General features: G+C 64.5%; 14 protein-coding genes. 10 read left to right on the forward strand and 4 right to left on the reverse strand.

The features are described from left to right. Positions 1-296: 296 nt before the first annotated feature. Positions 297-1,013 (reverse strand): DUF599 domain-containing protein, encoded by a 717-nt coding sequence (locus C7G42_RS29655; RefSeq protein ID WP_106952454.1) that lies wholly within the window; start codon positions 1,011-1,013, stop codon positions 297-299. Positions 1,014-1,148: 135 nt separating this feature from the next. On the opposite strand from C7G42_RS29655, the gene C7G42_RS29660 reads away from it, so the two are divergent. From C7G42_RS29660 to C7G42_RS29675, 4 genes are all read left to right on the forward strand, one after another. Then, entirely contained in the window at positions 1,149-1,811 is a 663-nt protein-coding gene (locus tag C7G42_RS29660) for a glutathione S-transferase family protein (protein ID WP_106952455.1), read from the forward strand. A 303-nt stretch (positions 1,812-2,114) separates the two neighbouring features. Continuing rightward, a complete protein-coding gene (locus C7G42_RS29665; RefSeq protein ID WP_018321158.1) occupies positions 2,115-2,318 on the forward strand; it encodes a hypothetical protein in 204 nt (67 codons plus the stop codon). 154 nt (positions 2,319-2,472) lie between these two features. Beyond that, entirely contained in the window at positions 2,473-3,456 is a 984-nt protein-coding gene (locus C7G42_RS29670; RefSeq protein ID WP_106952456.1) for a hypothetical protein, read from the forward strand. Positions 3,457-3,498: 42 nt separating this feature from the next. Beyond that, on the forward strand, positions 3,499-3,939 hold the full coding sequence (locus tag C7G42_RS29675; protein WP_106952457.1) for a DUF1489 family protein: 441 nt from the start codon (positions 3,499-3,501) through the stop codon (positions 3,937-3,939). Here the strand turns inward: C7G42_RS29675 and panC are convergent. After that, positions 3,936-4,787, reverse strand: a complete 852-nt coding sequence (gene panC, locus C7G42_RS29680) for a pantoate--beta-alanine ligase (RefSeq protein ID WP_106952458.1) — start codon at positions 4,785-4,787, stop codon at positions 3,936-3,938. The two genes, C7G42_RS29675 and panC, sit on opposite strands and share 4 nt — an antisense overlap. Positions 4,788-5,068: 281 nt before the next feature. Between panC and C7G42_RS29685 the strand changes: the two genes are divergently transcribed. From C7G42_RS29685 to C7G42_RS29700, 4 genes are all read left to right on the forward strand, one after another. Further along, positions 5,069-5,992, forward strand: a complete 924-nt coding sequence (locus tag C7G42_RS29685) for a division plane positioning ATPase MipZ (protein WP_106952459.1) — start codon at positions 5,069-5,071, stop codon at positions 5,990-5,992. Positions 5,993-6,333: 341 nt separating this feature from the next. After that, positions 6,334-7,194: an alpha/beta fold hydrolase gene (locus C7G42_RS29690; protein WP_106952460.1), complete on the forward strand. Its 861-nt coding sequence runs from the start codon at positions 6,334-6,336 to the stop codon at positions 7,192-7,194. 132 nt (positions 7,195-7,326) lie between these two features. Further along, positions 7,327-8,076: a vWA domain-containing protein gene (locus C7G42_RS29695; protein WP_106952461.1), complete on the forward strand. Its 750-nt coding sequence runs from the start codon at positions 7,327-7,329 to the stop codon at positions 8,074-8,076. A gap of 64 nt (positions 8,077-8,140) precedes the next feature. Beyond that, complete coding sequence (locus C7G42_RS29700) at positions 8,141-8,866, forward strand: DnaJ domain-containing protein (RefSeq protein ID WP_106952462.1); 726 nt, start codon at positions 8,141-8,143, stop codon at positions 8,864-8,866. A 218-nt stretch (positions 8,867-9,084) separates the two neighbouring features. Here C7G42_RS29700 and C7G42_RS29705 read toward each other — a convergent pair whose 3' ends face one another. Next, positions 9,085-10,914 (reverse strand): D-alanyl-D-alanine carboxypeptidase, encoded by a 1,830-nt coding sequence (locus C7G42_RS29705; protein WP_106952463.1) that lies wholly within the window; start codon positions 10,912-10,914, stop codon positions 9,085-9,087. Positions 10,915-11,301: 387 nt separating this feature from the next. Between C7G42_RS29705 and C7G42_RS29710 the strand changes: the two genes are divergently transcribed. Further along, positions 11,302-11,640, forward strand: a complete 339-nt coding sequence (locus C7G42_RS29710; RefSeq protein ID WP_106952464.1) for a phasin family protein — start codon at positions 11,302-11,304, stop codon at positions 11,638-11,640. 74 nt (positions 11,641-11,714) lie between these two features. On the opposite strand, the gene C7G42_RS29715 is transcribed toward C7G42_RS29710, so the two are convergent. Then, on the reverse strand, positions 11,715-13,070 hold the full coding sequence (locus tag C7G42_RS29715; RefSeq protein ID WP_106952465.1) for a TadE/TadG family type IV pilus assembly protein: 1,356 nt from the start codon (positions 13,068-13,070) through the stop codon (positions 11,715-11,717). 480 nt (positions 13,071-13,550) lie between these two features. Between C7G42_RS29715 and clpS the strand changes: the two genes are divergently transcribed. Beyond that, positions 13,551-13,883: an ATP-dependent Clp protease adapter ClpS gene (gene clpS, locus C7G42_RS29720; RefSeq protein ID WP_063194953.1), complete on the forward strand. Its 333-nt coding sequence runs from the start codon at positions 13,551-13,553 to the stop codon at positions 13,881-13,883. Positions 13,884-14,189: the final 306 nt, after the last annotated feature.

The raw sequence follows: 14,189 nt of genomic DNA on the forward strand, positions 1-14,189 counted from the left end.
GAATGGTCGGCTCCCGGGAGATCACGGCATAAGCCGTCCAGCCATCGCGCAGGGAAGGCCGAGTGATCGGCGACACCTGTATGCTGCTGTGCGGTTCTTCCTGCGTGTGCATTTTCGCGCAGCGGACCGCGGGTGCCAGCCGGCACCCGGCCTTCCCTGCTCCCTCTTGGATTGGAGGGCAGCGAGACCAGGCAAAGCTCGGGCGAAACGCGCCGCGAGAACGCGAAGGCACGTCTGCAAGCCAAGTCGACCGCCACAAGCTCGTAGGGCATTGCGGCTTGTCCGGGACACGGGCCTCAATGACCGCGATTGATACTCACATCACCATCCAGCACCTCCGGCGCCATCGCCGCCCATGAGCTGGACGCGAACTGCCTTCGCCAGGTCACGACCACCACGGCGGCCGTGGTCACGAACAGCAGCCAGGGGCTGACGAACCAGCCGAGATAGCCGAGTGCGAAGAAGAAGGCGCGCTGGCCGCGGTTGAAATGGCGGCCGGCGGATTCGAACAGGCGCGAGGTGCGGATGACGTGAGCCTCCGCCTCCGGCGTGTCGCGCCGCTCGGCCGGCGGCATGCCGCCGAACAGGATCGCGACATAGTTGAACAGGCGATAGGCCCAGGCAAATTTGAAGAACGCATAGACGCAGATCAGCACGAGGCCGACGCATTTCAGCTCCCACATCGCCGGCGAGGTGCTGAGGTCGATCGGCAGCTTGCTCAAGATCGTGATGGCGTCGTTGGTGGCGTGCAGCAGCGCCAGCGCGCCGCCGAGCGCGATCAGGCTGGTCGAGGCGAAGAAGGCGGTGCCGCTCTGCAGCGAGGCCATGATCTGCATGTCCATCATGCGCGTCTCACGATCGAGCAGCCGGCGCACCCAGACCTCGCGATAGCGGTTCATGCGCGCCGACAGGCTGTCGCGGCCGTAGGCCGAATGCTCCAGCGTCAAGGCATAGACCAGCCATTCGATGATGAAGAAGCCGACGGCTGTGACGTCGACCCAATGTCTGCTCATGTCTGTCTCATGTCCGTCTCTTGGTGAGAACGGCAACGATTGCCACGCATGGCGGGGCGCAGCAACGATTGATTGGCGGCAGGCGATGGCGTTAAAAGCGGCTCGCTCAAAGACCTTTCGGGAAGGACTGATGACATGGCTGCGCTGAAACTCGCGATCGGCAACAAGAACTACTCGTCATGGTCGATGCGGCCCTGGCTCGCGCTTCGCGCCAACGACATCCCGTTCGTGGAGACGCTGATCCCGCTCTACACCGACGACCCCGCAGACAAGGAGCAGATCCTGTCCTTCAGCCGTGCCGGCAAGGTGCCGGTGCTGGTCGACGGCGACGTCACGGTGTGGGACTCGCTTGCCATCATCGAATACATCGCCGAGCGCTATCCCGAAGTGAAGCTGTGGCCCGACGACGTCGCCGCGCGCGCCCATGCCCGGTCGGTGTGCGCCGAGATGCATTCCGGATTCGTGCCCCTGCGCAACGAATGCGGCATGAACCTGCACCGGCCGATCCGGCCCGTGGCGCTGTCGGCGGACGTCAGGGCCAACGTCGCACGCATCGAGGAGATCTGGCGCGAATGCCGCACGCGCTACGGCGCCAAGGGTCCATTCCTGTTCGGCCGCTTCGGCGCGGCGGACGCGATGTACGCGCCGGTGGTGCACCGCCTGCGCACCTATGCGATCGACGTCGCGCCGGACACCAAGGCCTACATGGAGACGATGATGGCGCTGCCGGCGTTCCAGGAATGGACCCGCGACGGGCTGGCTGAAACCCTCGTCATCGCGAAGTTCGAGGACGCCTGACCGCCGGGTCCGAACGAGGCCGCCGGCTCCGTGCCGGCCGGCGGCGCTCAGGTTCCGGACATTGCCGGGCCATGGGCCACCCGGGCTGCGACCGGCCTGCGACATGCCGCCTGAACATGCCGCCCCGACGGTAACATCGGGCCCTGGGTTCCATCCTTATCAGTCTGAAAAGACTGCAACATTTACACGTTTGCCATGCGGGCATCGCGCTGGCCAAAACGACCAGCTGCGTGCTATACAGCACGTGGGTTTCCGGCCGGCCGTCGCAGTGGGACCATGGGCGAGGCAGGCGCTGTTTGAGTGATGGAGAGGGTGTTGAAGCACAAATTTCCGATTGGAACGCGCGTTTTGTTCACGGCAAGCAACGTCGCGCGCCCAGCTGCCAGCGGCTCGTACGAGGTCATCCGCCTGCTGCCGACCGACGGCGACGACTGCCAGTACCGGATCAAGAGCTCGACCGAAGCCTTCGAACGCGTCGCCAAGGAAAGCCAGCTCGCGCTCTCCTGAAGACTGACGCCCCCGCATTCGCGCCTCCTGCGGAATTGTGTTCTGCCGCCGTCAAAAGGCCAGCTTCACCTTCGCAAGGTGGGCGCGGGGCAGTTGCCGACCCGCGGTGCTCGCTTGACCATTTGTTCTCTGCTCGCGTGAGGGGACGTCGCGCATGAACTGGGCTTGGGCCACTTCGCTCGACCAAATCTGGCGCTCGCCGGCCTTTCCGATGTGGATGACGCTGGCGGCTGCCGGATTCTTCGGATTGATCCTGCTTATCACGCTGCTGCGCGCCGACAGGTCGATCGCCAACGGCGCGCTCACGGTGATCACGCTGCTGTCCATCGCGATCGCCGGAGCGGCCACCATCCGCGTCTACGGCCCGGCGGGGCAGGACGCGCCGACCGAAGCGCGCGCGCAAAACAACGCGGTCATCGCGAGCCTGCCGGCGCTGTCCTGTCTCGACGATCTCGCCGGCGATGCGGTCGCCATAGGCTGCGAGAAGGCGCTGTTCGGCTCGCCGGATGCCGCGGCTGCCGCCGTCTCCTACACCGCAGCCCGACTAGACCGGCTGACCGCGCTCGGTGACGCCGCGACCGCCGAGAAGAGCCTGACGACGGACATGAAAGTGCTGCGCAAGGCGCTGGAGCACGATCGCTATGGCCTCGTGGCGCAGGTGCTGGTCGTGCGCGACGGGTGCACGCAGTTCGACTGCGCCGCGTTCCGCTCGCTGACCAACCAGCAGCAGGTCGCCGCCAACATGGATTCCCATCTCTACGACACGCTGGTCGCGCGCTATGCGCCGACCTGGAACGCGCCTGCAACGCTGCCGCCGATGCCGGCCAACGCCGCGCTCGCGGGGCTGCCGCCCTCGATGCCGACGGGCAAGCCGACCAGCGCTGAGTTCCCGAGCGCCGCGTCGACACCGCCGGTGAGCATCATGAATCCGGAGCCCACCGCGACGACGCGTCAGGCGGCGCCTGCGAACGCGGCGACGGCACTGCGCGCGCCGGCAGCGGCCTCGGCACAAGCCGCCGCGCCGGCCGCGGCCAAGAAGCCGCCGGCTCCGAAGGCTGCGCGTGCCCCTGCAGCACCGGTTCCGCTCGCACCGCCGCCGGCGTCGGTTGCGGCTCCCGCGGCTGCGGATAACGAGTAGATCGGCATTCCAAATGCGGTGCTGCCCGGCTAATGCTTGGGCATGCCGCTACATCTGATCAAGCTCGCCGTCGGCTGCGATTCCGTCAAGGAATTGAAGGAATGGATCGCCGAACGGATGCAGACCGCCAAGAAGAAGGGTCTGCCGCAACATCACATCCACATCACCCGCATGGTCCCCAAGCGCGACGCCGAGATCCTCGCGGGCGGGTCGCTCTATTGGGTGATCAAGGGCGAGATCGCCGCGCGGGAGAAGATCATCGGCATCGAGCCGTTCCGTGACAAGGACGGCATCGGGCGCTGCCGCATCGTGATGCAGCCGAAGGTCGTCTCGGTGTCGCCGCGGCCGATGCGTCCGTTCCAGGGCTGGCGCTATCTCGCTGATGATTCCGTGCCGACCGATCTCGGCAAATCCGCCGCCGGCTCGATCGCGGCGATGCCGGAACCGATGCGGCGCGAATTGCGCGATCTCGGGCTGCTCTAGACCGCGATGTTGTCGATCAGCCGGGTCGTGCCCAGCTTGGCCGCGACCAGGATCCGCAATGGGCCGTCCTTGCGCGAGGTGACCGGCGCGAGCGACTCGGCATGGCGCGCCTCGTAATAGTCGAGCGCAAAGCCGGCCGCCTCGATCGTCGCGGCGCCGCGACTCATGGCCGACGTGACGGCTTCGCCGGCACGGATGCGGCCGGCGCTGTCCTTCATGGCACGGTAGAGGACGGCGGCGGTCTGCCGCTCCTCGGGCGACAGATAGACGTTGCGCGAGGACATCGCGAGTCCGTCGCGCTCGCGCACCGTGCGGGAGCCGACGACCTTCACGCCGAGGTCGAGGTCGCGCGCCATCTGCGTCACCACCCGCAGCTGCTGAAAATCCTTTTCGCCGAAGATCGCGAAATCCGGCCGGCATTGCGTGAACAGCTTGCCGACGACGGTGGCGACGCCGCCGAAGAAATGTGGGCGGAAACGGTCCTCGAGGCCGGCGAGCGCCGGTCCCTCCGGAACGATTCGGGTGGCGAAGCCCTCCGGATACATCGCCGCGACGCCGGGGTGCCAGACGATATCGACATCCTCGGCCGCGAGCTTGGCGATGTCGGCCTTCCAGGTGCGCGGATAGGCGCCGAAATCCTCGGTCGGGGCGAACTGAGTCGGGTTGACGAAGATCGAGACCACGACGCGGCTGGCGCGCCGCTTGGCGAGGCGGACGAGAGACACATGCCCGTCATGGAGGGCCCCCATGGTCGGCACCAGCGCGATGGTAGCCTTTCGCTTGCGGAGATTGTCGACGGCGCGGCGCAGGGTCGGGACCGTTCGTGCGATCAAGGGACTTGCTGGCATCAGGACTCGACAGCGTTTTGGAATCGGCGCGGCATGACCTGGCGCCTGGGCGACTAACCTTAACAAGCGGCGATCGTGGACGCCATGCATCCGGATGCGGCACAGCATCCCGCATGGCCGCGCACGCCACGCGGCATTGCGGGTTGGATCACAGACGAAGATTGGCACTGCTGTTCATGACGAAGAACGGCGCAGTACGATTTGCATGACCAGTTACGCATTTAACTTGACCGCAGACGCGGCCAACTCGAAGATATTCACTTGGGGTGTTGAGGATCGCCATGCTTGTGCAGGCTAGCCAAGGCCAATCCGGCTCGGCGCATGTGGTCGTGCTCGGCAACGAGAAGGGCGGCTCCGGCAAGTCGACCACCGCTCTGCACATCGCCGTTGCGCTCCTCAAGGCCGGCCAGCGCGTCGCCACCATCGACCTCGACTGCCGTCAGCAGAGCTTCACCCACTACATCAACAACCGTTCCGCCTGGGCGCGCCGCACCGGGCTCGGCCTCGAGTTGCCGACGCATCGCTGCATCAAGCTCGGCGAGACCATGCAGGTCGCCGACAACGAGAATTCCGAGTTCCAGCAATTCATGGAGGCGGTCTCGGCGGTCGAGAGCAGTTTCGACTTCATCGTCATCGATACGCCGGGCACCGACAGCTACCTCATGCGGCTCGCGCACTCGATGGCCGATACGCTGGTCACGCCGATCAACGACAGCTTCCTGGATTTCGACGTGCTCGGCACCGTCGATCCCGCCAACTACGCCGTGACGGGCGAGAGCCATTACGCCGAGATGGTGCGCGACGTCAGGCGCAAGCGCCGCCAGCTCGACGGCTCGACCACCGATTGGATCGTCGTGCGCAATCGCCTGTCGATGCTCGGCTCACGCAACAAGCAGCTGGTCGCCGAGGGGCTGAAGGATCTGTCGCTGCGGCTCGGCTTCCGCTACGTCGACGGCTTCGCCGAACGCGTCGTCTATCGCGAATTTTTCCCCCGCGGCCTGACCGCCCTCGACGAGATTGACGAGGCCACGCTCGGCATGCGGCCGAATCTCGGCCATCTCACCGCACGGGAGGAGGTGACGAGCCTGCTCCGCCAGCTCAAGCTGCCGCTGGACGAGCGCGGCCGTCGTCGCGCCGCCAACCGGGCCGAGTGGTTCAACCAGGTCGACAAGCCGCTCGAGGTCCACGACATCCTGGGCGCCTGAGACGGCGGTATATAACTACTTCCGATCGATCTGACGGCCGGTTCTCACGGGAACTGAGGCTGCGTTGCGTCGTTTTTACTTCACGTTGACCGTAAAATTGAACCCGATCGAGACCGGTTGCGTCGGATGGTGACGTGCACCCTGAAATGACTTGCTGAGGACGGGGTGCCCAGAAAACGTGTGCGCCGCACAACGAAAGGGCTGCAGGTTCACAATATTTAGCCTTCCTGTCACGCGCCTGTGACATATATTAGCGATAGGCGACAAGGGGCCGAAGAGCCCCGGAAGAACACGATTTTCAACAGGGATTCAGGCCTAAGAGCCTGAGGCTGAGGACGAAAATGAAGCGTGGAATTGCCGTTCTGGTTTCGGTCAGTGCTCTCTGCGGCATCGCCTATTTCACGGCGAGCAAGTGGGCCATCAAGCACGAGACCATTACCTTCTACGATGCCTCGCGCGACAATCGCCCGGTGCCCGTGCAAATCGCGGTGCGCCGCGACAAGGAGATGCAGGCCAATGCCGGCATGATCACGCTGCCGGTCGCAGTGATCAATCACGGCAACACCGTCAAGAACACCGAGTACGGCTTCCTCGCCAACATCTTCGCTGCGCGCGGCTACATGGTCCTGAGCCCGCAGCACGATCTGCCGACCGATCCCCCGATGGTGACCAAGCCCGGCGAGCTCTATGTCGGCCGCCTGCCGCAGATCCTGCGCGGCGTCGCCAACATCCATCTCGCCGTGCAGGAGATGAAGAAGGTTCAGCCCAACGCCGACTACGACAAGGTGACGATGGTCGGCCATTCCATGGGCGGCGACATCACCATGTACTTCGCCAAGCAGTATCCGGATGAGGTCAAGAAGGTCGTCACGCTAGACAACCTGCGTGTGCCCTTCGTCACCGCCGGCAAGTTCAAGATCCTGTCGTTCCGCTCGCAGGATCCGCAGTTCAAGACCGATGCAGGCGTGATCCCGACCGACGAGGAATGCGAGAAGGCGGGCATCCAGGTCGTGAAGACCGAATTCCAGCACAACGACATGCGCGACACCGGTCCGGATGTCGCCAAGAACTCGATCCAGGGCATGCTCGATAAATTCCTGAGCGCGACCGACAGCGAGGTTGGACCCGTCGATACGCAATCATCGCCGCCGAAAATCCTCGAGCCCGGTCCGGTCGCCTTGATGGCGCCTGCCAAGAGCTGACGTCTTCTCCCGACGGCGCATCATCGTCAGTCACGATCTGCAAAGCCCCCGCCAGCCTCTGCCGGCGGGGGCTTTGCACATTGACCGGGCTGCTTGCGCTAACCACATTAGCCGCCCACGCAGGGTCAAGGGATGTCGGGCGAACCCATCAAACCGCGCAGCGGCGATGCCGTCTCGGCGCAGGCAGGCCGCGCGGTGCCGCAGGCCGGAACGTCGACTGCGGAAGACATCGCCGCCTTCGTGGCCAAGGCGCATGCGCTGTCGCCGCATGCGCCGGGCGCGAAGGGGCGGCTGATCTTCGCGCTGGATGCGACGATGAGCCGGCAGCCGACCTGGGACATGGCCTGTGCGCTGCAGGCCGACATGTTTCGCGAGACCGCCGCGCTTGGTAGTCTCGACATCCGGCTGGTCTATTATCGCGGCTTCAGCGAGTGTCGCTCCACCGGGTGGATCTCCGACAGCAGCAGGCTTGCGGCGTTGATGAGCAAGATCGATTGCCGCGGCGGCGACACCCAGATCGGCAAGGTGCTGAGCGAGGCGCGGCGCGAGGCGGTCGCATCGGGCGTGCGCGCCGTCGTCTTCGTCGGCGATGCCATGGAGGAGAAGGTCGACGAGCTCTGCGCCAAGGCCGGCGAGCTCGGCATGCTCAAGGTGCCCGTGTTCGTGTTTCAGGAAGGTCAGGACGCCGTCGCCGAGCAGGCCTTTCGCGAGATCGCGCGTCTGACCGGCGGTGCCTGGTGCCGGTTCGATCCGGGCGCGGCAGCGCAGTTGCGCGAGCTGCTGCGGGCCGCTGCGGCCTATGCCGCCGGCGGTCGCGAGGCGCTGTTGCAGCTGGCGAAGACCGCGAGCGGAGCGGCCAGGCTGATCGGCCAAATGAAGTAGCGCGCAGGCGTCGCGGCACGGCGTATGCCATGCATTTTGCCGCGAGGGCGCCTATATTCCGGTCATGACCCTGATTGCCGGCGCTGTCGCGATTATCACACTCTACCTGCTGCTCCAGATGTTCCGCTCGGCCAATCCGGCGGCGCTGGCGCGCGCTGTCAAATTCGGCGGCGGCGTGGTGGCCCTGGCGGTCGCAGCCTTTACGGGGCTGAAGGGCGAACTGGTGGTGGCTATTCCGCTCGGGATTTTCGGCGCCGGGCTGCTGGGCTGGACGCCGCTGGCAAATGCCGGCTTCGGCAATGTCGGCGGGCTGTTCGGCGGCGGCGCTGCGCCCGCGTCAGGGCAATCCTCGCGCGTGCGCTCGCAATTCCTGGATATGCGGCTCGACCACGGCTCCGGCCAGCTCGGCGGGCAGATCGTCGCCGGGCCTTACGCCGGGCGCGATCTCGGCGAGTTCGATCTCGCCAGCCTGCTGGCCATGGTCCCGACGTTCGACGCCGAGAGCGTGGCCTTACTTGAAAGCTATCTGGACCGCCGGTTTCCCGCTTGGCGTCAGAACGCGCAGGGCGACGCGGCAGGGGGGCAGCGCCGCCCGGCGGCGAGCGGCAAAATGACGACGGAGGAGGCCTATCAGATCCTTGGCCTGCAGCCGGGGGCGGGGCGTGACGACATTAGCCGGGCCCACAAGACCCTGATGAAGAAACTCCATCCCGACCAGGGGGGGTCGAACTATCTCGCTGCCCGTGTAAACGAGGCCAAGGATACTCTGCTTCGCACGCATAACGGCTAACTCCGGCACTACGCTACAAACGCCCGTACCGCGTGAGCTCCGCTTGCTCTGTCTGCCGTCGCCCTGACACCCGCCGTTGTCGGCGTGGTTGATTGATCGAGTAAAGTTTTAACCGTAAATCCTTGACGAGAGGTTGTCGCGGAACTGGCATCGAGACCCCGCCAAAAACAAAAATGCCCGCGCAGGCGCGGGCATTTTGATCGGGACGGGCAACGAGATCAGTTGCGAACGGTCATGCAGGAGATCTCGGCGCGCTTCAGGGTGCGGCAGACCGCTTCGGCCTGGTCGCGATCGAGCCCGGCGAAGCGGGCTCGGTAGAGCTTGCGGTTGTCCTTGGCGACGACAGGCTCGGTGAACGGATCGGCCTTGCTGAGCAGGCCGCGGGCCGAGCTGCGCGCGGCGTCGATGCGCTGCTGGGCTTCGTTCTCGCTCTCGAGTGCACCGACCTGGACGATCCAGCCGCTGTGGGTGACCACCGGCTTGGTGGTGGCGCTCATCTGGATCGGCATCGGATCGGCGGAGGCGAGCTTCGGAGCAGCCGGGGCGGGCGCGGCGGCCGTCGCGGCCGGCAGCACACCCAGGATGCCGTTGCCGGTGCCGAAGCCGGTCGGCTGACGCGGCAGCTCGGTGCGGGCCATCTCGGCCTTCGGCGCTTCCGACTGGCTGACGATTTCGGGCTTGTTGATGAGATCGGCCCGGGCGACGACGGCGCCGGAGGTTTCCGCGACGTCGGAACGGGGCGAAATGGCGTTGGTGACCGGCGTTGCGACCTGAGGGGAGGCGGCGGAGGCGATCTTCACGGCGCCGGCCTTGACCTGAACCGTCTTGACCCGAACCGGCTTCATCGGCTCGGACGAGCCGGGGATGATGGAGAGCGGCTGGCTCGAGATCACGCCATTGGTGAGCGGCGCCGGCTCGATCTTGGATTCCGTCGCCCGGACTTCGGGTTTGATCGGGGCCGGCGGTACCGCGGCCGTCGCAGCCGCGAGCGTCGACAGCCGTGCGGCGAAACGCGACGGAGCGGGTTCAGGAGCTGAGGTAGAGGCAGCCTGAACCTGCGGGACGGGACGGGCCGGGACAGGCGAAGCGTCGGCGATTTCGGTGCCGGCGTCAGCGCCGTTGCGCTCTGTGACCGCGGCGACGGTGTGGGTGGTCGCGCCCTTCTCGAGGTTCTCCGCGAGCAGGTTGCGCATGATCGCATCGCGCGAGCCGCCGCTGCGGCCGCCGAGCACGACGCCGATCAGATGACGATTGCCGCGGCGCATCGAGGTCACAAGATTGAAGCCGGAGGCGCGGGTGTAGCCGGTCTTGATGCCGTCCACGCCCTCGACACTGCCGAGCAGGTGATTGTGGTTGCGGATCGACTGTCCGCGCCAGTTGAAGGTCGAGGTCGCGAAATAGCGATAGTAACGCGGGAAGCGCTCCTGGATGGCGCGGCCGAGCGTGGCCTGGTCGCGCGCGGTCGTGACCTGCTCGTCGTTGGGAAGGCCGTTGGCGTTGCGGTACACCGTCTTGGACATGCCGAGCGAGCGCGCCTTGCGCGTCATCATCTGGGCGAAGTCGTCCTCGTCGCCGCCGATCGCTTCCGCGATCACGACGGCTGCGTCGTTGGCGGAGCGGGTGACGAGACCCTTGATCGCATCCTCGACGCGAATGGTCTGGCCGGCGCGCAAATTCAGCTTGGTCGGATCCTGATCGGCGGCGTGCTGGGACACCGGCATCTCGGTGTCGAGCTTCATCTTCCCGGACTCGAGACGCTCGAACAGCAGATAGAGCGTCATGATCTTGGTGAGCGAGGCGGGGTGGCGGATCCCGTCGGGGCTGGTCGCCTGCAGCACCGCGCCGGAATTGCCGTCAACGATGATGGACGCGAATTTCGGGCTGGAACTCTCGGACACATCGCGCTGCACCCGGTGGTGCGCGTAATGGCGGCGATGACGCCGCGCCTCGGCGGCATCGGTGGTGAAGATGACCGCGGTGGTGATCGTAAGAAGCCCGAAAACGCCAACCCGCGCCAAGCGCGAGGAAGACAAGTTTTTACGAAGCATGGAACCCCGTCCCCGTTTCTCAACTGATCACCGGCTCGTGAGGCGAAATTGTGCCCAATGGACCCGGGATCATTACCTGCTCAGGCTGTCTCTCCGCTGGTGTTCGCCGCGGGGGACGTTGGGCCTGAACCGCTATTCTGGCTAAGGTGATGTTCTCCAACGGCTTTTGACCGTCTGCGGAAGCTGAACACGTCCAGGAATCAGGGTAGGGGCCCGGAGTTTCCAAAAGCTTAAAGAACCCTTGCGGGAAACCCCGGGAATCTCGTCGATTTACGTCGAATTTTGTGCGACGCACAAAATTATTGACTTTTTTGTGCGTTGCACTAATTGTGGGCAGAGTCAGGGAGCCGGGGCTTCCCGACGCGAGCCAGGGAAAAGGATTCCGAAATGTTCAAGGTTGAAGACTTTCAGAGCTACGGGAAAGAGCACTTCGAGCAGTACGTCGCCTCCGCGACCTCGGTGCAGCACGGCCTCCAGGCGATCGCCAGCGCCTATGGCGACTATACGAAGAAGTCGTTTGAAGACACCAAGTCCTACGTCGAGAAGCTTTCCGGCGTGAAGTCGCTGGACAAGGCCATGGAAGCGCAGACCGATTTCGCCCGTTCCGCCTACGAGACCTTCGTTGCGGAATCGCAGAAGATCGCCGGCCTCTACAGCGACCTCGCCAAGCAGGCGTTCAAGCCGGTCGAGACCATCGTGTCGAAGTTCACCCCGGCCGCTCAGTAAATTTTTCAGGACGTCCTGGAATCGAAAAGCCCGGCTGAACCAGCCGGGCTTTTTATTTGCACGCGGTCGATCCGTCAGCGCGCCACGCGCAGCTTCGACAGCGAGGTGCCGATGTCCTTGAACACCGAAACGGTCTGGCTGGCCGACGTCACGAGATAGAACTTGTCGGCGCTGCTGGCGCAATATTGCAGCACGCTCGAGGTCGGATCGCTGCCGGTGTTCACCTGCACGGTGTAGATCGTGATGTTGCTGGGCTGGGCCTTGGCGTTGTCGCAGAGCTTCTTCTGTCGCGCGTCGATCTGCGAGGCGTTGCTGTACCAGCGGTTCTGCGTGTTGAGGCCGTCGGAAAGAAGAACGATCGCGTCCTTGTAGGTGTAGTTGGTGTCCTTGGCCGGCGCGTTCATGGGATCGCCGGTCGATAGCGTCATCCAGCCCCAGGCCAGGCCGATGCCCTGGTTGGTGTTGCCGGTGGGCTTCATGGCGTCGATCCGGGTCTTGAGTGCGGACCAGTCGTAGCTCAGCGCCATCACCGGCTGCAGATAGGACGAACTGGCCGTGTTGCAGTAGGAGTACTGCTCCGCCGGGAAGAGCGTGCTGACATTGCCGCTCGTCGGCGTGGTGTTCTTGGTGTCGTAATCCTGGTCGCGGTCGGTCACGCAGCCGGTCCAGGTGTTGTGATTGGCTGGCGTCCAGGTGGAACTGGTGCATTGCCCCCAGTAGTTGCGCGCGGTGCAGGTACTGGTGCCGTTGGCCGCATCCCAATCGCTGAAATCGATCCACGATTTGTTGTAGTTGCTGGCGCCGACATTGACGTCCTTTGCGAAGGGGACGATCGAGATGTAGACGTCGCCGTTATTCTTGGCGAGCGTGCTGAGCTGATCGACGAGGTTTTTCGCGGCCGTCTGCATCGCCGCCATCTTGCCGTCCTGGGCCATCGACCCGGTATTGTCGAGCACCAGGGCCACGCGCATCCGCGTCAGGCCCCACGCGCTGGTGGAACTGGTGTCGATGCCGAGTGTCGGAAAGCCGGCGATCTTCATAAAGCTGGTCGTGTAGGTGCCGGTTCCGGTCAGCTGGATTGTCGAGCCGATGCTGGTGCTCGCGTTATAGGTCGCTCCGACGCTGACCGACGGCAGGGTCGCGGTGTTGGTGAACAGCGCATTGAAATAGGTCTGCGCCTTGCTGCTGATCTGCGACGTCGTGATCGTGCCGGCCGACAGGTCTCTTGATAGCATCAGCGCGGTTGAGTCCAGGGCCGACTGCATGGAGGCGCGGGCCTGGGCGGCGCGGCTATAATCGATCGCGGCGCCGACGAAGCTCAGGACCGGGACCAGCGCGATGGCGAAGATCACGGCGATATTGCCTTGCTCGGCCGCTGCGAAGCGGGCGAATTGTCGACCAAGGCGGCTGATGAGGGGTAGGCGAGACATGACAATCCCCGAAATCGGTGTTTTGCCCGATTTCGCGCCATGCCATTGAACGGCAGGTAAATTGGACCGTAAAAAGCCGGAGGTACCCGCGGAAACCGTCGCATCCGGGTTAACAACCGGGGTTCCTGGTCAACATGTTCTAAACGGACGGGGGCGAAATTTTTGTCAAATCGGTCCGGATTGTTTAACCTTGCTCAGATCGCCCGAACCGGGAATCGGGACTGCTATGGCCGCATCGGCCGGACCTCTGCACGCTTGCGGCGAGCCAGGGGCAGGCCCATATTGCTGACGAACGATCCGGTTTGGACCGGATTGTCGGGAGCGGCGATCCAACAAGGCGGCGCGCCTGCGCCAGGCTCCGAAGGCGGAGTCGCGCGGCGACCGCCATTCGCTTCCATGGGGAATTTGAACGCCTGAGCCATGCCGCAATTGACTTCCAGACTCGACCCGTCGGCGCCAGCCGCTGCCTACGCTCCTCGCATGAGCAATGACGAGAACCGTTCGGGCACCCCCTCGGGTCCGAACACTTCGGTCATCACCAAGGTCAAGCCCAAGACCAAACGGCCGAACCTCTACCGCGTGCTGATCCTGAACGACGACTACACGCCGATGGAGTTCGTCGTCCACGTGCTGGAGAAGTTCTTCAACAAGGACATTGAGGCGGCGACCAAGATCATGCTGCACGTCCATCATCATGGCATCGGGGAGTGCGGCGTGTTCACCTACGAGATCGCCGAGACCAAGGTGACGCAGGTGATGGATTTCGCCCGCAAGCACCAGCATCCGTTACAATGCGTGATGGAAAAGAAGTAGGGCGCCTAGGCGTATTCTTGGCGCTTGTCCTTGGCGCGTGTTTTAGGCTCGTGTCCTTGAAGCGTGAAGCCGGCGCGCGTATCGGCCCCAGTGTGATTGCCGCGTGATGCCGCCCCGCGACGTCCGTCTGAGTCGGCAAAACTACGGATTCTCCACCGGCGCCGATGCCGCCCAAGATCGGAACGGGTTTTGCATCGAAAATGCCGCAGGGCTGTCACCTGCCTGAGCCGCGGAACCGGTCTTTCGCCGCGGTTTTGTATAACTATATGTGACAAAGGTTGTTGTTGCCTGACCGGGCGATGGCGA

Source organism: Bradyrhizobium sp. MOS003 (assembly GCF_003020125.1).
Lineage (GTDB): Bacteria > Pseudomonadota > Alphaproteobacteria > Rhizobiales > Xanthobacteraceae > Bradyrhizobium.